The sequence below is a fragment of the Bradyrhizobium sp. WBAH42 genome, from assembly GCF_024585265.1.
Lineage (GTDB): Bacteria > Pseudomonadota > Alphaproteobacteria > Rhizobiales > Xanthobacteraceae > Bradyrhizobium.
In genome coordinates this window covers 7513692-7535110 of the sequence record NZ_CP036533.1, presented here as the reverse complement: position 1 = coordinate 7535110, position 21419 = coordinate 7513692, and the positions used below count along the sequence as shown (strand labels likewise).

At 58.6% G+C, this 21419-nt stretch carries 20 protein-coding genes and 1 pseudogene; 10 read left to right on the top strand and 11 right to left on the bottom strand.

The features are described 5' to 3' along the window. Window positions 1–296 precede the first annotated feature (296 nt). The gene (locus DCG74_RS35430) at window positions 297–674 is read left to right on the top strand and encodes a hypothetical protein (RefSeq protein ID WP_172785743.1); all 378 of its coding nucleotides are present in this window, start codon (window positions 297–299) and stop codon (window positions 672–674) included. A gap of 1 nt (window position 675) precedes the next feature. Here the strand turns inward: DCG74_RS35430 and DCG74_RS35425 are convergent, their stop codons facing one another. Together DCG74_RS35425 and DCG74_RS35420 are read right to left on the bottom strand one after the other, a co-directional pair. Next, window positions 676–1326, bottom strand: a complete 651-nt coding sequence (locus DCG74_RS35425; RefSeq protein ID WP_172785744.1) for a hypothetical protein — start codon at window positions 1324–1326, stop codon at window positions 676–678. Window positions 1327–1349: 23 nt separating this feature from the next. Continuing rightward, window positions 1350–2087 (bottom strand): metallophosphoesterase family protein, encoded by a 738-nt coding sequence (locus DCG74_RS35420; protein WP_172785745.1) that lies wholly within the window; start codon window positions 2085–2087, stop codon window positions 1350–1352. A gap of 193 nt (window positions 2088–2280) precedes the next feature. Between DCG74_RS35420 and DCG74_RS35415 the strand changes: the two genes are divergently transcribed. Beyond that, on the top strand, window positions 2281–2907 hold the full coding sequence (locus DCG74_RS35415) for a transglutaminase-like cysteine peptidase (RefSeq protein WP_172785746.1): 627 nt from the start codon (window positions 2281–2283) through the stop codon (window positions 2905–2907). An 11-nt stretch (window positions 2908–2918) separates the two neighbouring features. Here the strand turns inward: DCG74_RS35415 and DCG74_RS35410 are convergent, their stop codons facing one another. From DCG74_RS35410 to DCG74_RS35400, 3 genes are all read right to left on the bottom strand, one after another. After that, window positions 2919–4190, bottom strand: a complete 1272-nt coding sequence (locus tag DCG74_RS35410) for a hypothetical protein (protein ID WP_172785747.1) — start codon at window positions 4188–4190, stop codon at window positions 2919–2921. Between the two features lie 83 nt (window positions 4191–4273). Beyond that, a complete protein-coding gene (locus DCG74_RS35405) occupies window positions 4274–4549 on the bottom strand; it encodes a hypothetical protein (protein ID WP_172785748.1) in 276 nt (91 codons plus the stop codon). 77 nt (window positions 4550–4626) lie between these two features. Then, window positions 4627–5199: a hypothetical protein gene (locus tag DCG74_RS35400; RefSeq protein ID WP_257187485.1), complete on the bottom strand. Its 573-nt coding sequence runs from the start codon at window positions 5197–5199 to the stop codon at window positions 4627–4629. Between the two features lie 276 nt (window positions 5200–5475). Between DCG74_RS35400 and DCG74_RS35395 the strand changes: the two genes are divergently transcribed. From DCG74_RS35395 to DCG74_RS35365, 7 genes are all read left to right on the top strand, one after another. After that, window positions 5476–6678, top strand: coding sequence for a polysaccharide biosynthesis/export family protein (locus DCG74_RS35395; protein WP_172785749.1), 1203 nt, complete (start codon window positions 5476–5478; stop codon window positions 6676–6678). Between the two features lie 169 nt (window positions 6679–6847). After that, on the top strand, window positions 6848–7429 hold the full coding sequence (locus tag DCG74_RS35390; protein ID WP_246708835.1) for a hypothetical protein: 582 nt from the start codon (window positions 6848–6850) through the stop codon (window positions 7427–7429). A gap of 22 nt (window positions 7430–7451) precedes the next feature. After that, a complete protein-coding gene (locus DCG74_RS35385) occupies window positions 7452–8945 on the top strand; it encodes an O-antigen ligase (protein ID WP_246708836.1) in 1494 nt (497 codons plus the stop codon). Window positions 8946–9086: 141 nt separating this feature from the next. Continuing rightward, window positions 9087–9701 (top strand): hypothetical protein, encoded by a 615-nt coding sequence (locus DCG74_RS35380; protein ID WP_172785750.1) that lies wholly within the window; start codon window positions 9087–9089, stop codon window positions 9699–9701. A gap of 262 nt (window positions 9702–9963) precedes the next feature. Continuing rightward, on the top strand, window positions 9964–12219 hold the full coding sequence (locus tag DCG74_RS35375) for a polysaccharide biosynthesis tyrosine autokinase (RefSeq protein WP_172785751.1): 2256 nt from the start codon (window positions 9964–9966) through the stop codon (window positions 12217–12219). A gap of 37 nt (window positions 12220–12256) precedes the next feature. Continuing rightward, the gene (locus tag DCG74_RS35370) at window positions 12257–12976 is read left to right on the top strand and encodes a hypothetical protein (RefSeq protein WP_172785752.1); all 720 of its coding nucleotides are present in this window, start codon (window positions 12257–12259) and stop codon (window positions 12974–12976) included. After that, on the top strand, window positions 12973–13380 hold the full coding sequence (locus tag DCG74_RS35365) for a hypothetical protein (RefSeq protein WP_172785753.1): 408 nt from the start codon (window positions 12973–12975) through the stop codon (window positions 13378–13380). The genes DCG74_RS35370 and DCG74_RS35365 overlap by 4 nt, the downstream gene beginning before the upstream one ends. A gap of 16 nt (window positions 13381–13396) precedes the next feature. Here the strand turns inward: DCG74_RS35365 and DCG74_RS35360 are convergent, their stop codons facing one another. The 3 genes from DCG74_RS35360 to DCG74_RS35350 all read right to left on the bottom strand — a co-directional run bounded on the left by DCG74_RS35360 (window position 13397) and on the right by DCG74_RS35350 (window position 17138). Next, entirely contained in the window at window positions 13397–14467 is a 1071-nt protein-coding gene (locus tag DCG74_RS35360) for a glycosyltransferase family 2 protein (RefSeq protein WP_172785754.1), read from the bottom strand. A gap of 57 nt (window positions 14468–14524) precedes the next feature. Then, window positions 14525–15574: a glycosyltransferase family 2 protein gene (locus DCG74_RS35355; RefSeq protein ID WP_172785755.1), complete on the bottom strand. Its 1050-nt coding sequence runs from the start codon at window positions 15572–15574 to the stop codon at window positions 14525–14527. Window positions 15575–15695: 121 nt separating this feature from the next. Further along, window positions 15696–17138: an oligosaccharide flippase family protein gene (locus DCG74_RS35350; RefSeq protein ID WP_172785756.1), complete on the bottom strand. Its 1443-nt coding sequence runs from the start codon at window positions 17136–17138 to the stop codon at window positions 15696–15698. A gap of 298 nt (window positions 17139–17436) precedes the next feature. On the opposite strand from DCG74_RS35350, the pseudogene DCG74_RS35345 reads away from it, so the two are divergent. After that, window positions 17437–17575: pseudogene (locus DCG74_RS35345) on the top strand (kinase/pyrophosphorylase); the annotation flags it as partial. 22 nt (window positions 17576–17597) lie between these two features. On the opposite strand, the gene DCG74_RS35340 reads toward DCG74_RS35345, so the two are convergent. The 3 genes from DCG74_RS35340 to DCG74_RS35330 form a co-directional block, all read right to left on the bottom strand. Then, window positions 17598–18857: a hypothetical protein gene (locus DCG74_RS35340; RefSeq protein WP_172785757.1), complete on the bottom strand. Its 1260-nt coding sequence runs from the start codon at window positions 18855–18857 to the stop codon at window positions 17598–17600. Between the two features lie 68 nt (window positions 18858–18925). Further along, entirely contained in the window at window positions 18926–20098 is a 1173-nt protein-coding gene (locus tag DCG74_RS35335) for a glycosyltransferase (protein ID WP_172785758.1), read from the bottom strand. Between the two features lie 17 nt (window positions 20099–20115). Further along, window positions 20116–21177 carry a glycosyltransferase gene (locus tag DCG74_RS35330; RefSeq protein WP_172785759.1) on the bottom strand — a complete coding sequence of 354 codons (1062 nt, stop codon included), beginning with the start codon at window positions 21175–21177 and terminating at the stop codon, window positions 20116–20118. Window positions 21178–21419: the final 242 nt, after the last annotated feature.

The following is a 21419-nucleotide window of genomic DNA, read 5'->3' as shown; positions in this document are numbered from 1 at the left end:
CTCCAGATCATGCCATCCTACCCCCGTTTTGCCCGACGGACCAAGTCGGATTTCGGGAAATTCGTAACCCATTGATTTGGCTGGGGTCGGCTACTGTGCATGGGGTTGTTTTTTCGCTTTTTTGATGGGACGGCCGCGGCGTTCCGAAAATGTTGCAATTGGCAGCCGTATCGGCTGAAGTCGCGGCGCCCTCTGGCTGCCGCTCGGCCCGCTTTGGAGTCATCGGAGTGCGCTCCCTTCGCTGCAAGTCCCTGTCAGACCGCCGGACACTGGCGCGCGCGCCGGCTCAGGCGGCCATGGCGGCCGCTGTCGGATTGGCCCTCTATGCCTGCCCGCTCTCATGCCGTGCCCAGACCGAGCCGGAGCCGTCCATCAACGACTATCTTCCGTCGAGCGAGCCGGAAGTCTCGCGCGGCGAATGGCGGCAGCGCATCGAGGATGCGCGGCGCCGTGCCAAGGAGGTTGCGCGCGAGCGGCGCGAGCATCCGGAGCTCTACAAGCCGATTCCGGAAGATCCGGACCTCGTCGCGACCGAACGCCTGCTTCGCGACGACAGCCTGCAGCCAGGCGACATCGTCGCCACCAAGAAGGGCATGTTCGTGTACCAGGGGCGATCCGACCAGCCGCGCCGCGATCAGGATTTCGTGCCGGTCACCCCGAAATCGGTGCGCTGACTTAGTACCGCCGCAAGATCTCGTTGAATTTGGGATCGGTCACTTTCGTCGTCTCCAGCAGCAGCGACTTGCCTTGCGGAGTTGCCTGCACATAGGCCGCGATCAGCAGCGGCTCGTAACGCGAGCGGTTGGCCAGCGCCGACCGGATGTCGGATTGCGCCAGCAGCTTGATCTCTTCGTCGGTTGCAGCGGCGCTCGAAGTCACGGTGCGGACGCGTGAGAAGGCAACATCGATCGGCACCGACCCGGTCAAGTAGGACATCTTCACCGCGGGCGTGACCGCTTCGCCGGCCTGGGCCTGGAGCGTGCCCAGCGTGAGCCAGAGCGCCGGCCTGATCGGCGAGACTTTCAAGGCCGCGACGACAGCGGCTTGGACCGCCTTGCTCTCGCTGGCCCTTCCGCTTGCGTCGGTCGACGGACGGTGCAGAACGTCGGCGGCCATCGCCGCTGCATAATTTGCCAGGAGGTCGCCATCCCACGAGAAAGACGTCAGGCTGCCTGCGGCCTTAAGCTTGGTCTTGTCCGGCGGAATCTCGCCCGAGAACAAGTCGCGGGCGCGAAAGTCCGGCCGCACCAGATCGCCATAGAACGTCATGCCGGCGTGGAGCGCCAGCGCGATCGCGGTCAGGATACCAATGGCGCGAAGCGTCATCACCGAAGTTGCGGCCTAAGCTTTCAAATTGCGAGAAGACTATCGCCTTGGATCGTCAACAGCGTCAAGTTGCCGGTCGCATACGCGCCGGTGTCGATGTTGATGCGGTTCGGTCGGATATCGGGCGCGCTGACCGGCGTGTGACCGTGAACGATGTATTTGCCGAACCGCTCCTCGGACGCCAGGAATTCCTCGCGGATCCAGAGCAGGTCCTCATCCTTCTGCCGATCGAGCGCGACGCCAGGCTTGACGCCGGCATGGACGAAGAAGAAGTCGCCGCAGGTAAAGGACGAGGGCAATTGCTGCAGGAAGGCGAGGTGCTCGGGCGGGATCGCGCGCCTCAGTCCTTCGATCAGCTCGACCTGCTGTTCTGCGGACGGATTCATGGTCGGCGTGACGCCGTAGGAGACCAGGGTCAGGAGGCCGCCATAGTGGCGCCACTCCTGCAGGCGGGCGGGGTCCTTGAGCACCTCGAGCAGGAAGACCTCGTGATTGCCCTTCAGGCACACGGTCTCGTGCGACTTCGAGCGTTCGATCAAGAGATCAAGAACGCCGCGCGAGTCCGGGCCGCGGTCGACAAAGTCGCCGAGAAAGACCTGAATGGCGCGTTGGGGGGCCGAGCGGGCCAAGTCGGCGTCGATCACGGTTAACAGCGATTGAAGCAAGTCGGCACGGCCGTGCACGTCGCCGATCGCATAGACGCGAACGCCGTCGGGAAGCCGCGGCTTGGTCTTCTTGCGAAAGCGTGAGGAAAGGCCCATCAGGTCGGTCGAATCGCATCCAGCGTCACGAGCGGAACGTCGTGACCGCTCTTAGCAGAACAAGTCACGCATCGGTATTCTTAATTGTCCCTGACCGAGGCGCCCGCATTTTGATTAAAGCACCGCGCGGCCTTTGAGCCGTATTTCAAGAGGTCTCGCGTAGCGTCTCCCCAACAAGAACGGGGAGCGCGACATGCGCAAAATTGCAAAGTTCCTGGCGGCCGTCGCCGCCATCGTCGTCGCTGCGGGGATGCAGCGGAGCGCGGAAGCCGCCTTTGTCGGCGCGCCCCTGGGGCTGCGCGGCGCCATCCAGTACATCAAGTTCGACCAGCCGACGCTGGCGCCGATGGCGTTCACGCTGTTTTGCCTGAAGTACAAGGACGAGTGCAAGCCGCGGCCGCAGCAGATCGTGTTCCGCGGCGGCCGCCTGAAGCTCACCGCCGAGCGCGTCGCGCAGATGCAAGAGGTCAACCAGCGGGTCAATGCCGCGATCCGTCCCGAGCCCAACCTGGAAGGCCTGCGCGGCGAAAAATGGCTGCTGCATCCGGCAAGCGGCGACTGCAACGACTATGCCGTGACAAAACGCCACGATTTGATCGCCAAGGGCTTTCCGGCGCGCTCGGTTCTGCTGAGCGAGGTCGTCACCACCTGGGGCGAGCATCATCTCGTGGTCGTGGTGCGCACCTTCTCCGGCGATCTCGTGCTGGACAATCTCTCCGGCCACATCATGCCGTGGTCGAAGAAGCCCTATCGCTGGGTCCGCATCCAGTCGCCCAAGAACCCGAACTACTGGGCCTCGCTCGGCGACCGCGCGGTCTAATAACCCGCGCGCTACCGCGATCCGGATTGGCTGACGCTCTGCGACAGTCCGAGGCCCACGATCACCGAAAGACAGAGGATTGCTGCCGGGTGCAGCAATCCGGGACCTGCAAAGCTCTGAACCAGTGCGAAGAGGACGCAGGCCGCGGCCGAAGCGGGAAAGAACGAGTCGCGTCCGCGCTGCAGGGCGCCGAAGAACAGGCGAACCAAAGCCAATAGGCTCACCGCGATCATGGCGATCAAGCCGACCCACCCCATCCCTGCGAACACGGAAATGGCCGCCGAGGGCGTGGTCAGGACGGCGCTGGCATCGCTCTGATAGATCCTGCCCACCGCAGCAAAAGTCCCGGCACCGGCGCCGAACCATCGTGTGTCGGCCAACATCCGCTCGAACGCGGCCTTCGTTTCGGCCCCCATCTCCGGGACGAGCCGCAGGAGGATCGGTCCGGAGCTCTTCTCGAACAGGAAGGTCAGCACGATCGCCGCGCCGGCCAGGGCTGCTATCGACAACGCGCTCGCGGCCAACCGCGACAGATCCAGTCTGCGGATGACGAGAATCAGCAGGATCAGCACGACGCCAAAGGCCGCTGCGATCGCGCTGTTCGTCCCTGATAACCCGAAGATCGCAGCGGCACTGACCAAGGCTCCGACGAGACCGCAAAGCCCGATCGCGATCGACCGACCGATCGAATGATGCGTCTCCGCCCGTTCCGCGGCGAGCTGCATCACCGCCAGATTGAGCATGAGGCCGAGCCCGGCCAGGCTCGCCGTGAGGTCATGGGGGACGGTTGCAGCAAGCGCCGGCGAGAGCCGATGCAGGTCCAACATCAAGGCGGAGATCGCGGTTACCCCGCTCAGCACGAACAGAACGAGCTCGGCACGGATGCGGTTGCGGACAACCAGGATCGCGACGCCGAGCAACGAGATTGCGGCAAGCGCCAGCAGCAGCGCATTCACCGTCAAGCCGATATCGGCCGTGATCGGTCCGAGCGAGAGGCCACCGATCACCTCGTGGGCGCTGGCCCAGATCGGATGAGCAAAGCGCAGCGGAAGCGGAGCAAGCTGGGCCGCGATGCACAGCGGAATGGCCACCAGGATCCAGCGGCCCCAGGAGGTGGCACGGACATAATGCTCGTAGTCGGCCTTTCGCGCGCTGAAGGCGGCCGCCAGCAAGCCTAGCGCTGCGGCCAGCGTCCCGAGCTGCGCCCCGAACGTGGCGCCGGCGATGTCGAGAGCGGAAGCGGAAACGACGGAGACGATGAGGGCAAAATAAGCGAGGGACAAACGGCGCGCTCGAAGGAATCCTGAAACGGTCAGGTCACCATACAAGCGGGCGGTGCGTTTTCAAACAGAGGCCTGCGCCGTGATCAGCGGGTGGCCTTGACCGCTCGACCGAAGACGCGGGTGGCGCGTGCGGCGGCAAGGGCAAAGCGCGCCCCCGAACCGAAGAGGTAACCGCCCTGGAGGGCGATGGCGGCGAACACCGCAGCCTTCATGCCTTCGAGGAAGCCAAGGCTGGTCATCATGCTGACCGGCAGCATGGTGAGCACCAGTGCAAATGTGACCGGCAGGAGCACGAACACGCGAAAGCGCTGGCCCAGCACGGCACCTACTAGAAGGCTGAAAATCAAAAAGGCGGTCATCCGAAACACTCCCCCGTGCTTCGGACCCTAGGTTCCCCACCTTAAAAAGACCCTTAAGTTGTATGGCTAAATTTGGCCTATTGGCCGCAATTTGCCAGCAGCGAATTGTAGGCTTCGCGCAAGCCATTCAGCGCCACCAGTCCCTTGATCTCGCTGTCGCTTTCCCTGACCACCACGGACAGTGAGGCCGTGGTCTGCCACTTGCCCGCGGCAAAGGCCGAGACCTCGTCCGGCAACAGCACGGCGGCGCCCGCGGCCGCCATGCTGCCCTCGGAGCTCAAGGTGCCGCCGCCGCTCGCGGCGATGGTCACCTTGGGGCGGCTGCGGGGCGGGAAGGGCCGGATCAAGGCCACCAGCACATCGACCTTGCCCTTCGCCGCGCAGCGGACGATCAGGCCGGCGAAGTCCGGGTCCGACTGGGTCGTGTCCGCGGTCTTCATGATCGCGGCGAAGCTCTCGCCGTCCTTGGCCCCCTGGGTCCGGGTAAATTTCCAAACGGAAGTGGACGCAGACCCGGCGACCTCAACCACCGCCGCGCCGCGACACCACCCCACGGCGCTGCCAGGGCAGGCGACGGTGGGGCCGGATGCGCGATCGGCGGCGCCAAGGAGGGAGCCCGCCAACAGCGGGATCAGAAGGAGGCCAGACACGGGGAGTTCCTATCTTCAACACCCCAGAGTTAGCAGAGGGCGGAGCGGTCAAGAAGCCTTGCGCTCGACACACTGAGCCCTCGACTGGGGCGATCTGCTCTCGAACTGAGCACACGAAATACAACAAATAGTCACAAAGGGTTAAACCAAGCCCCAAAGAGTGGCCCACACGCAACACTGGCCGACGGATTGCTCCGTTAACCACCGGGAACACTTGTCGCACCACCCCCTAGGCCGTACCAATTTACGTCAATTGGGGACCCTCGGGCGCGATTCATGTCATCTATTGCCAAGACCTATGTGTTGAAGCCAGCGTTCCTGGCCGCCGCTTTAGCGCTCGGGGCCTGCTCGACCAATCCCGGCTCGGGGCCGCTCACCGACGACGTCAACAACAAGATCCAGACGGAAAACGCGCCGGCCTACGAGCTGGTGCCGCTCAATCCGGCCACCGTGAAGATCCTGCACACCCATGAGCCCAAGGGACTCGCCGGCGTGTTCACCGATCGTCGTCCGCCCGCCAGCATCGTGTTCGGCATCGGCGACGTCGTCAGCGTCACCATCTTCGAAGCCGCGGCAGGCGGTCTGTTCATCCCGGCCGAAGCCGGCGTCCGTCCGGGTAATTATGTGACGATCCCGGATCAGTCGGTCGACAATGACGGCTTCATCACCGTGCCCTATGCCGGCCAGATCAAGGCCGCGGGCCTGACGGCGGTCCAAATCCAGCGCGCCATCGTCGAGAGGATCGGCAACCGCGCCATCGAGCCGCAGGCGGTCGTGGCGATGTCCTCGCAGCGCACCCAGCTGATCAGCGTGCTCGGCGAGGTCAATTCGCCGGCGCGTTATCCGGCGAGCGCGGCGGGTGCGAAGGATCGCGTACTCGATGCGATCACCCGCGCTGGCGGCATCAAGGGCCAGGGCTTCGAGACCTGGGTCATGCTAGAGCGTGGCGGACGGCGGGCCACCGTGCCGTTCGAGAATCTCGTGATGGCGCCCGAGAACAACGTCTATGTGCGCCCCGACGACAGCATCTACGTCTATCGCGAGCAGCAGAAGTTCATGGCGTTCGGCGCCAGCGGCCAGAGCGGCGAGTTCAACTTCGACGCCTGGCGCATCAACCTCGGCGAAGCCGTCGGCAAGGCCGGCGGTCTCCTGGACGGCCAGGCCGATCCGGCTGCCGTGTATCTCTATCGCCGCGAGCCGCGCGAGGTTGCGGCCCAGCTCGGCATCGACGTGAGCAAGTACACCTCGGAGACGATCCCGGTCATCTTCAACGTGAACTTCCGCGATCCGGGCGGCTTCTTCCTGGCCACCAAGGTCATGATGAAGAACGGCGACATCATCTACGTCTCGAACTCGCGCAACGTCGAAGTTGCCAAGTTCCTGCAGTACATGCGCGTGATCATGGCGACCGGCAGCGATGCCATCAATCTTGGCAACGACGCGCTGATCTTCCGCAACAACATCAAGCTGGCGCCGTAAGACGCCGACTTGACCGACCTAAGACGATGGCACCGGGGCTTTGTCCCGGTGCCATTTTCGTTTAGCGATCCAATCGGTATTGTCGCCGGGCCGGCGGGCAGGTTCGGATGAAGGCGTCACCGAGTAGGACGCGCCCGCCACTGGTCTCCGCGCTGCTGCAAGGGGCTTCATGCGCTTTCGAAGATTTTGCCATCTTCTGGCTCTCGTCCCGCTCGCCTTCGCCCTCGCACCGGCCGAGCCGGTGCTCGGCGCTGCCGCCGAGATGGGCGTCCGCCATCGCATCGACGTGATGGTTTCCGCCGAGCCTGACGCTCCCGTCCTGTCGCGCCTCAAGGGAGCCAGGGGCGAGCTGTCCTTCACCGTCCGCCTCTCGGCGAACTCCAAGGAGAGCAAGTTCTTCGGCATGCTGCGCCCGTCCTTCCCCGACATCGTCGTGCCCGATGGCGCTGGCAAGCCGCTGGTGCAGCAGACCAAGCTGTGGGAGGAGGACGTCTGCCATCAGCGCCGCGGCCTGCCGAAGGTCACCGTGACCCAGCTCGGCGGGCATTTTGCGCAAGGTGAGGGGCGGATCGAGATTTCCGCCATCAACCGGCACATCGGCGTTCTGGTCCCGCCCGACGAATTAACCCCCGGAATAAAACTCGATCAGGGGAGTGATAGCTTTGGACTATTCTATGCGTTCCGCGCGCAGACCCGGAACAGCCGCCTCAACGTGGATCTGAAGATCTATCCGATCGATTGCTTCCTCTAGGCGCGAGCAAGGCTCGCAAGACATGACGATGCGCCTTTGGCTTCCCAAGATTCGCTGGTCATGGAGCTTGCCCGCGGCCTTCATCCTGTTCTTCGTGGCCGCCGCCGCGCCGTTTCCGTTCGGCTCGACCAATGATCTGTCGATCGCGTTCTGGTGCCTGTGCCTCGGGATCGCGGTGATCTTCGCGACGACGCGTGATCTGCGCCGGCCACATCTCTGGCTGCTCGCCGGCATCGGCGTGATCGTGGCCGCCTATGCCTTCGTGCTGCACGAGCAGCTCTCCGACCATCCCTTCCTCGCGCCGTTCCAGCCGATCTGGAAGCAGGCCTCCGATCTGCTCGGCGTGCCGATCGCCCCGTCGGCCTCGATCGTCAAGAACGAGGCGTTCTTCGCGCTCGGCGCGCCGCTCGCCAACATCCTCGCCATCGTGCTCGGCATCACCGTCGGCGCCGATCGGATGCGCGCGCGCCGCCTGCTCTGGGTGATCGCGATCTCGGGCGCGGCTTACGCGCTCTATGGCGTCGCTTCGTTCCTGATCGAGCCGACCATGATCCTGTGGCGAGACAAGACGGCGTATCTCGGCAGCGTCACCGGCACCTTCATCAACCGCAACACGGCGGCGGCCTATTTCGGCTCGGCTGCGGTGATCTGGATGCTGCTGATCCTGGAGGACGTCCGCCGCCGCTTGCCGGAGCGGCACATCGAATGGCGGCGTCTGTCGCTCGACCTGCGTGCGATCCCGCCAAGAGAGATCCTGCCGCAGCTCGCATGCCTCTTGATCTGCCTGATGGCGATGTTCATGACGACCTCGCGCGCCGGCGTTGGCCTGTCGCTGCTCGCGATGATCGTCGCGTTCACGATCTTCCTGCGGAAAGACCTGCCGCCGCGCACCGGCATCTGGATTTCGCTCGGCTCGGGCCTTGCGGTGGCGCTCGGCCTGTTGCAGCTGCTGGGCGGCCGCGTCTCCAGCCGCTTCGACAGCCAGGGCCTGGTCGACGAGGGCCGCATCGAGGCCTGGAAGTCGACGCTGAAAATCATCGCCGACAACCCGTGGTTCGGCACCGGCATGGGCACCTTCCAGTGGGCCTTCCCGCCCTACCGCAGCCCCAACATCTCGATTCGCGGCGTCTGGGATGCGGCGCATTCGACGCCGCTGGAGCTTGCCTCCGAGGTAGGCATTCCGATGGCGCTGCTGGTGGCGCTCGGCTGGGCCATCATGCTGCTGGTGCTGGCGCGGGGCGTGTTCGGACGCCGGCGCGATGCCATCGTCCCGCTGGCGGCCGCGGCGACCGCGACGCTGTCGCTGCTGCATTCATGCCTCGACTTCACGCTGCAGGTGCCCGGCTACAGCATTCCGTTCTTTGCGCTTTTCGGCGCCGGCCTGGCGCAATCGTTCTCGAGCCGGGAGGGCCGCCCCGCGCCAGATGCGCTCGCCACCGCACCGCGAGGCGAGGGCCGCTCCGCAACCGTGGCGCCAGCGGCGCGCGCGCACGGCGAGCTTCACAAAAGTGTCTAGATTTGAAGCAGTTGCGCCGTTTACGAAGTCTTTAGAATAAATGGACAGCCCTTTTCTATTCGGTTAGGTTCCTGCACTGCACAGCCATTTGCCCGGGCCGAGGAAGCAATCGGGGCAGCAGATTTTTTTGGAGGTTGATTTATGAGCGTTATCAAAATCGCGCTTCGCATGGCTGCGGCCGCGGCCCTCGTTGTGACGATCAATTCGGCCGCCAGCGCCGCCATTTACCCGCCACAGCGCCAGCTGCCGGCCACCGTCATTTCCGACTTCAAGGCCGCCCCCAACAGCCTGTTGCAGCAATATCCGACCGGCGGCCCGCAGCTGATCTCGCGCGTGCGCGACCTCGGAGCGTCCGATCCGACCACGGTGCCCGGCCTGATCGCCCTTCTGAAGGATCCCGCGACCACCACCGACCAGATGCGCGCGATCGTCGCCGGCCTCGCCCAGGTCGCGCGCATGGCCGCGCAGCAGGACCAAGCCTACGCCAACGAGATTCAGGCTGCGATCGCCGGCACCGGCAACCCCGACGTGATCGCCGCCTATCAGGCCGCGACCGGCGACGTCGCGATCGCCGCGACCGGTGGCGGCGCGGGCGGCGGCACCGGCGCAGGCGGGCCCACGGGCAACGGCTTCCCCACGGGCGGCGGTGGTGGCGGAGTCGTCGTGTTTGGTAACAACACCAACGCCAACAACCCGCCCAACACCGGCGGCGGCGGCGTCGGCAGCGCCGCTAACAGCGTCAGCCCAGTGCGCTGACCGAAACCAGCCCGCGCGGCCGGCTATGATATCTCTCGGTAGCGGCGCCAGCAGGCGCCGCTTTGCTTTTGTGCCGTTAAGGTTCATGCAAAAAGTTGCGCAAGCCGTGCTGCGCAGTGCGTCCACCGCGTTCAATTGCAGGCACGCCTGTGCTAGTGTTGTGCAGCGCGGCTTTTGGCATCGGGTTTGCTCCGGACGCCCTCTGGCTTTGGCCACCATTGATCCCAAGAACACACATCGATCCATTTTCAGGAATTGCTAGATGTTGCAGGTGAACAAGCCGACCTCGGAGATCAACCGTGATTTCGCCGAGGCCGACGGCTCTCCGTCGCAAACGCTGACCTCCTATCTCGACATCGTCCGCCGCCAATTCCCGACTATGATAGCGATCGTCTCCGCCTGCGTGATCCTGGCGCTGCTCTATCTCTTCACCGCCGCGCCGCTGTTCACCTCCACGGCCTCGATGGTGATCGACACCCGCAAGGTGCAGCTGTTTCAGCAGCAATCGATGCTGGGCGATGTAACGATCGATTCCGCGACGGTAGAAACCCAGGTCGAGATCCTGAAATCCGAGAACATCAGCCTCGCGGTGATCCGCGACCTGCACCTTACGGAAGATCCGGAGTTCACCGGCAGCGGTGCTGGCCTGCTCGGGGCCATCATGAGCCCGGTCACGGGCCTGTTCTCCTCGGCCAGCGCACCATCGGAATTCGAGCTGAGGCGCAAGGCGCTGGAGCGGTTCGCCAGCAACCGCACCATCAAGCGGCTTGGCCTCACCTATGTGATGGAGATCAGCTTCACCTCGCGTGATCCGCAAAAGGCCGAGCGCATCGCGAACGCTATCGCTGACGCCTACATCGTTGATCAGCTCGAGGCGAAATATCAGGCCACTCGTCGCGCCAGCGTCTGGCTCCAGGACCGGATCAAGGAATTGCGGACGCAAGCCTCGGTCGCTCAGAAGGCGGTGGTGGATTTCAAGATCGCCAACAACATTGTCGATAGCGGCGGGCGACTGATGAACGAGCAGCAACTCGCGGAGGTCAACAGTCAGTTGGTTATGGCGCATGCGGCGACGGCTGAGGCTAAGGCGCGTCTCGACCGCATGAATGACATCGTTAAGCAAGGAATTCCGGATGCTAACGTCGGCGACGCGCTAAAGAACGACACCATCGTCAAGCTGCGGGGGCAATACGTCGATATGGCATCCAAGGAATCGATCTGGGCCATGAAATATGGCGCAGATCACTTGGCTGCAGTCAATCTTCGCCGGCAGATGGCAGAAATCAAGAAAAACATTCAAGACGAGCTCAAGCGTATCCAAGAATCCTACAAGAGTGACTACGATATTGCGCAGACTCGCGAGGATGCAATCAAGTCGAGTCTCGCCAGTGTCGTTTCGGAATCGCAGCTCACGAACCAGGCGCAGATCCAGTTGCGCGAGCTCGAGAGCAACGCTCAGTCGTACCAGGCGATGTACGACAACTTCCTACAGCGCTATATGGAATCAGTGCAGCAGCAATCCTTTCCTATAACGGAAGCACGTATCATCAGCGCGGCGACGCCGCCACTGGCGAAGAGCTCTCCAAAGTCCTCGATCATTCTTATTGCGGCACTGGTGGCAGGCCTGGTGCTCGGCTTCGGCGCTGCGATAGCACGCGAGGTCACTGACAATGTGTTCCGAACCACGCGGCAGGTGGAGGAAACTCTTGGTACGAGTTGCATTGCAATGCTCCCGGCCCTTCGCAACGCCGCGCCACTCTCGAGCGTCCCATATAAGTTCGCTAGAAAGACAGATGATCCGCAGTCTGACCTGTTACGCTACGTCGTGGACAATCCCTTGTCCCGCTTCTCTGAAGCCATACGCTCCCTCAAGGTGGCAGTGGACTTTAATTCTATCGTGCGCGAGAATCGCCTACTAGCGGTGACTTCCACACTGCCGAATGAAGGGAAGAGTACTCTTTCTACAAATCTCGCGCAGCTTATGGCGCATGGGGGCGCCCGAGTTATTTTGATCGATGCGGATCTTCGCAATCCGTCGCTGTCGCGTGAGTTGGTGCCGGACGCGCAAGCGGGGCTGGTCGATGTTGTAGCGCAGAGGGAACAACTCGAAAATGTCCTAGTAATCGACCCGGAAACCAAGCTCGCGATTCTACCAGCCGGCGCAACTTCGACGCTGCTCCATACCAATGAAGTCTTAGGTTCTAAGCCAATGCGCGAGCTCATGGGCTTTCTGCGCTCGAAGTTTGATTATGTGGTACTCGACATGCCGCCAATGGCGCCTGTTGTCGACGCGCGCGTCACCTCGTCTTATGTCGATGGTTATATTTACGTGGTCGAGTGGGGGAAGACGAACAAGAACGTCGTGCTCCATAACCTGCGAAGCGCACCAGAGGTCAAGAATAAGCTTCTCGGCGTGGTGTTGAACAAGGCTGATACCAAGCTGCTCGCTCGCTACGAGTCTTATCAAGGACGCTACTACTACCAGAAGTACTACGCCCGGTACGGGTATGGCGAGTAGCGGTCGATACGTCACGCAAGTTGGCGTCCGCGGGGCCTTGCTGCTGCTCGGCTTTGCCGGTTCGCTTTGGTCGTTCTTCGCTTTCCCGTCCTTCTGGCGAGCAGTTCCTGCCCGCAGTGTGATTGAGTCGATCATCGCTGGGCAGCACTTCAAACCAGGGGTTCTAACCAGTGTATTGGTGAATATTGATCGCGAGGCGAGACAGACCCTGAATCACCCCGCTCTTGAACGCGCGGAAGCACTTATCCAGCTTCGTATCGCGGAGAAGACAATACAGTCAAAAAGCTTGGAAGAACCTGATAGAGAGCTGACGGGTGCCGAGCAGAGGATGAAACTCTCGCTCTGCCTTAACCCTTCCGACGCTTATCTGTGGCTCATGCTCTATTGGGGTAGCAACCTTCGGAGCGGTTTTGAGGAGAGGAGCCTGCCCTACCTCCACCAGTCATATGATTTGGCTGCGATGGAGGGCTGGATTGCACTACGGCGCAACAAGCTGGCTCTAGCTATTCTCGCGCAATTGAATGAGTCATTGCAAGAAAAGGTAGTGTCGGAATTTGCGGCGCTGGTCAATAGCGGCTTCACGGACATCGCCTCGGCCAATATAGCAACCGTGGGCTGGGCTCACAGGGGTCGGCTGCTGGCAAGCCTTTCGCAGGTCGATATCAACTCGCGCGAGACATTTGCCAGAGCGCTTGCCAACGACGGGATCAGCGTGAGCGTGCCGGGCGTCGAAATCAGCGGATTTTCACGGCGATGACTTTCAATCCCATTTTGAGAACTGCAGCTTGTATCTTCACTGTTGCACTTATCATTGCCACGGAAAAACGTGAGGTCCTTGCTCAGACAAGCGGCTCGACCACGCCCAGGTTGACGATGCAGGGCGGTGCCGATCCATCCAACTCACCTATCGCTCGCGATGCACTCGGTCGGCCCTGTTTGGATGTCGAAGCTGCAGCGCGAGCGCATATTGTCAATTCGAGCCTCATCGATCACGTCGTCAGTGTGAAGAACAACTGTTCGAGGATGATCAAGATCAAGGTTTGTTATACCAACTCAGAGCGGTGCACGGATGCGGCTATCGGCAGCTATGGTAGATCCGATGTGATTTTGGGGACGATGACTGGAGTAAAGATATTTCGATATTCGATTTTGCAGAAATAAGCCTGTCTGGCGAGCATTAGGCCGACCGAATAAGCTCCTGAAGCCATCGTGGGCGGGAAAGCGGAGCAAACCTCCAAGAGACGAGATTACGAGCGAACGATCTCGGCAGTAGCGCAACCGAAAAAAGCCAGAGAACCATCCCGACCTGCCTGACTGCGCTCAATCCCTGAGCCCTTACGCCGGATCTTATCCCATCGGCCAGACATCTGCCGATGCTATCCATGGCAATCGGATGTTGATCGGGGCCGAGCCGCAGCGAAGCCACTCGCATCGCCAAGTTGTAGAAGCCAAACCTCCATCGATTTGAATCCAGTGGGACGCCATACTTGTGAGCAATTCTCGTTGCGTATTCGCAGCGTGTGAGATGTCTCTTGAGGTCACGTCGGATCCTTGACAGATCAAGATCAGTTTGAGCGCCGTCATTCGCACCGTGAACCCGATACGAGACCAGCGGCATGCTAAGGCTAATGACGTCGCCCAGAAACGGAGCTGTAGAGAGGAAATAGCTATCCACCCATCTATCAACGCCTTCTTCCAGTGGGAACAGCTTTGCTAGAAATTTTCGAGACAGAAGATTCCCTGAATTGGGCGGCGTAGGGTAAGAATCTGTTTGCGAGGCCCAATGACGAATCCGATCTGGCGTCGTGCTTGCTAGGTATTTTGGAAAACCAATTCCGAGAGCATTTCCATCTTTGTCGATGACCCTCATTTGGCATTGGATCATTGACCAACCCGGCGTCATGATCTTGGCGGCTTCTTGAGCTATTGACGGATCCAGCAGATCATCCGAATCAAGAAATATGATCCAATCGCCGGAGCTGCACAGGAATCCTTCTTCGGCGGCCCGCGCCTGACCTCTATTGGGGCGCAGGAGAACCTTCACCCCGTCTTCGGCAAACTGCTTAATGATTTCGGGAGAGTCGTCGGTCGAGCCGTCATCGATAACTATGACTTCTACGCGAGGCCAATCTATAGCAAGTGCGCTGCGAATTGCGCTCGCTACAAATTGAGCATAGTTGTAGTTGCAGATGATGACCGAAAGCTGCGCACTATCCTTTGACATAGCATCCTGCCCGGCATCAGTCATTTTGACTTGATCGTTGCGCTAGCCCCTTCTTGCCCGATGTTTCGCCGAATGCCGGCGCTAAGCGGCCTGCATTAATCGACGCAATAGGTTTGGTCTCGATGATGGGACAAACCGCCAAGAGACGATACGACGTGCAAGAGGTTTGGGAAATGAGGCAACAGCAACAAGCCATATGAAAATTCCAATATGCCGAAATAGAGTTAATCCTTGTGGCGTAATTAACGCAAGAACTGAGTCCCTAAGGCACTTTGCAATTGTATCGTTCGGTATCGGATGACCTGATGGATCTAGTCGCAGAGACGTCAGCCTCATGGCCAAATTGTAGAACCCGTAACGCCATCGATCCGCTGCGATTACTACCCCAAACTTTGCAGCCAATCTCGTCGCATAGTTGCACCGAGTGATGTGCCTTTGCAAATCGGTCGCAACTTTCTTCAAGCTGAGAGTTGTCGATTGAGCTCCCAAATTTCTCCCGTGGATTCTATACGAGGCGAGCGGCTTACGTACTGTAAGCACGTCCCCCAAGAATGGTGCAGTAGAAAGAAAGTAGCTGTCTGTGGCGCGATCCATGCCTTTCTCTAATGGGAAGATTTTCTCCAAGAAGTCTCGCGCTAAGAAATTTCCTGAATTCGGGGGGGTGGGATAACTGTCAGTATGCGAAATCCAATAGCGAATAAGGTTAGGCGTCACGTCACTCCGGTACTTTGGGAAAATAGTGCCTAAAGAGCGACCGGCTTCATCGATTGTCGACATTTGAAACTGGATCATCGACCAGCCCGGTTTCATCACTCCTGTGGCTTCTCGGACGATTGCCGGATGTACTGTATCATCGGCATCGAGGAATAAGACCCAAGCGCCATGGCTTTCGTTATACGCCCGCTCTGCACAAGCCGTTTGGCCCTGCTTTGAGCCAAAGATGGCTCGCACTCCGAGCGGAACATACGTTTCAATCACGCGTTGCGAGTTATCGGTGGAGCCATCGTCAATAACGATAACTTCTACATTCGGCCAATCAATAGCAAGGGCGCTAGCGATCGCCTCCCCTACATAATCCGCGTAGTTATAGTTGCAGATGATGACCGTGACGAGCTCGGGTTCAACGCTCATTTAAGCTTAGCTCCCGGCAGCGTCATGGCCGATACGATCTTAGTCTGCGCTTCATTCAGGGCTCGAAGGCAACTCGAGTTTGGTTCAAACATAGGGGCCATTTCGGGTAGAACGCCGGATGCTATTTGGCTCGGACCATGAGGATCGTTCGAGCCAGTTGAAGCGTCGACTTCCTTCCGAATACAGCCAACGATAGGAGATTGGCAAGGAATCCCGCGCAACAGAGCAGGGCTAATACGAGTAGCGGACCGCTTTCCGGCATTTGCGCGCGTGCAGCTTTGACCGCGATGATCATGAGGCATGCAGCGATCGACGATGGCGCAACGTCTGCAACGAACCGAGTGAGCGATATGCCGAAGCGACGGTTCGCGAAGTATTGTAGCAGGAGAAAGTTCAGCACCTCGCTGCTGCACCACGTTGCCAAGGCCCAGGGAATAGAGGGCAAACGAGTCAGGCTAATTGCCAGCGCCATGTAGATGAGAGTAGCAAGGTTTACTGCACTTACAGTCTTTACCTGCCCGCCTACATTCAAAAGCGATGTGCAAAATATTCTAGGGCACTGGACAAAAACCAGCAGGCCCAGCCAGAACGCTGGTTCTGCGGCAGGCAACCACTTGGTGCCAAACAGCGCGAGGACAAGTTCAGGTGCAATCAGGCCTATTCCGCAAAAGATCGGAAATAGGGCCAAACATCCCAGTCCCAAAGCCGTCTCGTATGCTTGTAGCATCCTCCGTGCATCTTGTTGCAGATGTGCCATCGTTGGCAGCAGGACTTGGGAAACAGCTGTGGCTGAAATTGCCCAAACCGTATCCACAAGCCTGAAAGCCAAGCTCAAGAATCCAGCTTGCTCGACTCCGAGAAACGTCCCAGCAAAAAATATGAAGGCGCGCTTTGTCAAAAAATTCGACGCTAGCGAAACTACTGCGCCAAAGCTGTATTCAAGCAGGTCAAAAATTGGCGACAGTTTTGTGGTTAATCGCGGTCGCCAGTCGCTGAACGCGACCAGCGTGATAGTTCCCAGGATCGTCATCGATAAGAATTGGGCAACTAGGGCCCATATCCCAAAATCGAGAAAAGCAGCGAGGATGCCTAGAGTCGCCCCTGCAATGCGGCCCAACAAGCTACGCAGCGCTAAGAGCCTAAAACCGAACTGACGAGCCTGTCGAGCACTCAAGATTGCTGCAGGTGCCGAAAATAGCAATCCTGCGGCCATCATGCGACCAACTGCTACAATGCGGTGGTCATCGATGAGTAGAGTACAGAATGGGAATGCTGCATAGAGAAGAACAGAAGAGAAGATGCTTATCACGATTGAGAAAGTGAATGCGCTATTGAAATGCTCGTCCGTGGCATTGACTTGTCGAACCAGCGCGTCGTGAAAGAACATATTTGTAAAAATGCCGACAACTTCAATGACGGCGAGAGCAATCGAATATACTCCGAAGTCGCTCGGGCTGAGCAGCTTCGCGAAAATTATCAGTGATAGGAAGGAGACGAGGGCAATACTTCCATTCTCAAGCGCGCTCCATAGGACTGAGCTAATAGCGGCCCGTCGAAGAGACAATTAGAACTCCTATCGCAGCAATCTTCGTAATTTTTCAATAACACGATAGCCGATCAACTAAAGGTTTGCATCTTGTTTTGCGAGATGTAAGTCGCGGCTCTTAGATCCAGGAGGCTTACCGTGCGAGCTGCCTATGTTGCTGAAGGTGCCACGACGGTGTGCCGTGACCCTGGGCCATTGGCTTTCGGAGCGGAAAATGAGCAGGTGGTGCACTCCTCGATTCGATCTCGAGCCTCAGTTGACTGCCAAATGAGAGGCCGTTCTCAAGGAGACGGTATACGTAGGTCGGCTTGGATCAGTGGTCAGCCTGCACGCGACGCCGGAGCGCCTGATTCAGATCCGGCAGAATCGCCTGCTTTCCATGGGCGCCGAGTCCGGCAGCCGCAGCGACACCTACATCGACAAGCAGTCGGTCACCGAGGAAGTCGCGTTCGGGTACGAGAATCTGTCGTTTGACACTTACTTTAGTCTGTCCGTCATTCGAGGAAGCGAGACTAAAGTCAATATCCAGGTCATGAAAACAAAGTCAGGCTTCAGGAGGCTGCCGGCGCTCATCCAGGCATAAAATAGCGCCGCACAGACCTCTCTCCGGAGAGCGCTCGAATAGAGCCTGAGGATGACGATCATCGAAAAGAACAGAAAACCGATGATTCCGTACTCGTAAATCAGCTTGGCCCAAGTCGGATCATTGATCTCATACTTCAGCTGTAGCACAGCAACGGTGCGAAGATAGGTGCCTGCGCCAGCTCCAAGCCAGGTTGATGCTCCATCACCGAGGTTGCGTTCCAACATTTGGAAAGGTGCGACGAAACGCGCATACCCACTCGATCCAGGAGTTTCAAACTCTGATGTGCGGTCCAACCAAAGGTTTAATATCGGGATTTCGGAGCCGTAAATGAGAACCACGAATATGAAGAGCAGCCCCAGTACGAACAACGGCAGCTGACGAACACTCGTAGGAAGTAGAAAGCCAAAAAGAACGATGAGCAATCCGGAGCCTGAAACCGAAGCGAGCAGGCCTGCTATTAGGATGCAAAGAACAAGCCGTCGCCTCCTAGAGAAGAACTCCAGCATCAGTGCAATGGCGGTCATTACTGATAAAGTAGACGATTCTCGAAGAAAGAAACCGTTGGCTTTGATAATGCCGCCGCCCTCTCGAACGAAAGCATAGTTTCCGGCACCGCGAATTTCCTCCGGCAAGACAAGGGCAATATTCGAAAAGTATGTTGTCCCTTTAAACAGATTAACCAGGACGAGCTGCACGTCTGCGATCACTGCAATGATACAGACGACCAGAATGAACTTAGCTTGAATAACCTTCCCTACCTCCTCGATTCCACTCCTGGATTGTATGCGCAGGCAAAATGGTGCGTAGAGTACAAACAAAAGCGATAAAGACGACCACGACGTGAGACTGTTTGGCGAGAGCATTCGGAAGCAAGCAAGTATTGCCGCGAGAAGGAGTAAGAGAAGGGTCCTGGTGCTTAGAGTCGCAAATCCTGATAAGGGCAGATAGGCGGCGAAAAGCAAGTAACCAATAAAATCGACTGATACCGGAAACTCACCGATGTTGACCGCAATTTGCGAGCAGAACATAATAGATGCGATGGAGGCGCTAAGGGCAAAGCCACCAAAAGCATCTAGTTGGACTTCACGACCTTCAATCGAACGCCGATTAATTGAGCCATGAGAGACGGATTGGTTCTCTATCATTGTCAAGGGTAGATGCCGTGCTCGGTTGGAGAATATTATCGTCCGCAATGCTTCGCAGTGCGAGATTGGTCCGTTCAAGCTTTCGCAAAAAAGACGTCCCTCAATCGTCGTGTGCCCATTTCCAAACCATAGCGATTTGACGCTAGCTCCTGCAGTTTATGCTGGCTGCGGTGCAATCGATCAGTGTCATCGATGTTTTCGACAATCTTTGCGCCGAGATCGTCGAGGCTGTCGGCTAGAAACATGCAAGACTGTTCCTCTGCAGTGGTGCCGGCGAGCGCTGCTCGCAGTCCGAATATCGGCAGTCCCTGAAACGCGTAGTCTAGTACTTTGAGTTTGAAACCGCCTCCGAGCGTTTCGGCGACAAGGCCACCGCGAGCGCATTGAAACAATTCTCGAACGTCGCCCAACTGCCCGTGAAACGTCACCAATGAAGCCGTGGAAGAAACTTGCTGCGTCACCTCACGCGGCACTGCGCCCACAACGTCCAGATGAATATCGTTCTTCTTTAGTTGCGGGCCGACCGTTTTTAGTATGCTTTCTAAGTTTCGTTGTTTGGCGCGCCATTCGAAGGATCCCAGCAGGAGCAATCTCCTCGGACGGGAGGCGCCAATGGTTATAGAAGGAGTTGATGGGCCCAAATAGACCGGAGGAACGACTTGAATGTTCGTTGCCCGCGAGAAGTAACCGACGTCAGCATCGGAAATGCAGATGATGGAATCTGCCGCCGAGACTACCGCATTCTCCAATCTCCGATATTTCTCGGCATCGAGACGCATGGCTGTGCGGACCAGGAAGCCGGGCGCACTGGCTGCAATCTCCGGTCGAATTTTTCCTTCGGCGTTGTGGGCAATGTAGCAGAGTCGTGCTTTTCCTCGCCTCGCCAAAATTGTTGGAAGGAGCCCTGCCGAGTTAGCGTGATCGACTATGATCCAGTCCCACTCGCGGGCTAACAGTTTGACAAGTCCCGCTTGCAGATCTGGCGTGGCCAGTTTGAACGCATCTTTTGGGAGGCTAGACACTATGCTCCACGCGTCGGAGCGAAGTGGCGGAGGAAAGTCCACGAACGTAGCGCGCTGAGAGCCGATCGTCTTCGTAAAATCCGAGGTGGTGTCTCTTCGATTCCCAAGAACGCAAAGCGTTACGTCTTCCATTGTCGCGAGCGCCTTGATCAGGCCGGCAGAGTATAGCGCATCGCCGCTGAAGAGCGGACCCGGTAAGCGGCCGGAAATCCAGAGAATGTTCATTGTGGTTGGACCCAAGCTCAGGGCGAGGTTGACAGGCGGGCAAAGCTGAGAAGCTTGCGAAGATTTGAAAGCGGGCGGGCTCGACTGTAGCGCGCATGGATCAGGAGTCGCGCTAAACGGTTGGGGAGGGGCGTCAGTGAGCAGACCCAAACCAAATGCTTTATGGCGGCCCCGTATCCATATGGGCCGTGCCATATTACTAGAATCGCCTTCCACCAAAGCCCCATAAGAGAGCGATCTGCGTCTGTCCCATCTTCGTGCTCTAGCTTCCGGGCCATAATACGGTAGTTCACGAACACCAGTTCATGATCGAGCAAATCGTTCTGTGGCAGCGGCTTTCCGATCCGGCGCGCGTGGTCGCGCAGCATGTCAAATTCCAGCTTCCTGATTCGTATGCGCGACGCAAAATCTGGAACGATGTTGATCTGCCCAGTGTCGTTGATTCGACTGATATTGCGATTGTGAAGCCGATATTGGCCAAGTGGCTCGATGATTGTCTCAACCCGTCCATAGAGTGGCGCGATCGTGTTGAGTGCGCCATCGTGGGAAACTGGTGGGGTGAGTGGCATCACTTCTTCCAGAAACGATCGAGAGTAGGCGTTTCCGGACGTGACGGGCCAAGTGTAGGTGCCAAATCGTTCAAAGTATGCGGCGGTCTCCGCCGCGCTTATTGGTCTCGGGAAATTGCAGTAGCGCCGGCCCAGAAATGAGCCATTTTGATCGATCACATCGAGATCGAATTGAATTTTTGCGACCCCGGGACTATACATTTTCTCAACATGCTCGAGGGCATTTGGGTACAGGACGTCATCTGCGTCGAGATAGATGATCAGCGTTCCATTCGAGTGGCCGTAGCCAGTGTTCGAAATCGACTTGATACCTTCGTTCGCCTGAAAAATAGGCGTTATCCGATCTCCATAAGAGGAAATAACCCGGCGGGATCCGTCTGTTGAACCGTCGTCTAACACGATGATCTCGTCAGCGGGGCGCGTCTGGTGAAGAGCGCTCTCAATCGCTTGACCAACGTAGCGTTCATAATTGTAGTTCGTAATTATGATGCTAATTGAAATTCTTGACAATATAACCTCGGTCTACTTTCGTCCGTTGTCGAACCGGATGATTGCGCAGGCTGCGTTATGCACATCCTTCCTGCAACTCACGCGCCAACCATTGGCGGCTTCACGACGTAGCTGTCAATGCAAACGCTTGGACAGTTGGGCACGTTAGCATAGTATAGTAAGAACTAGTCGGCAGACATAGCTGTCGAAGCGTTTCGCTTGCGTCTGGTTGGCCATCTATCGGGGGTCATCTTTGTTTGATT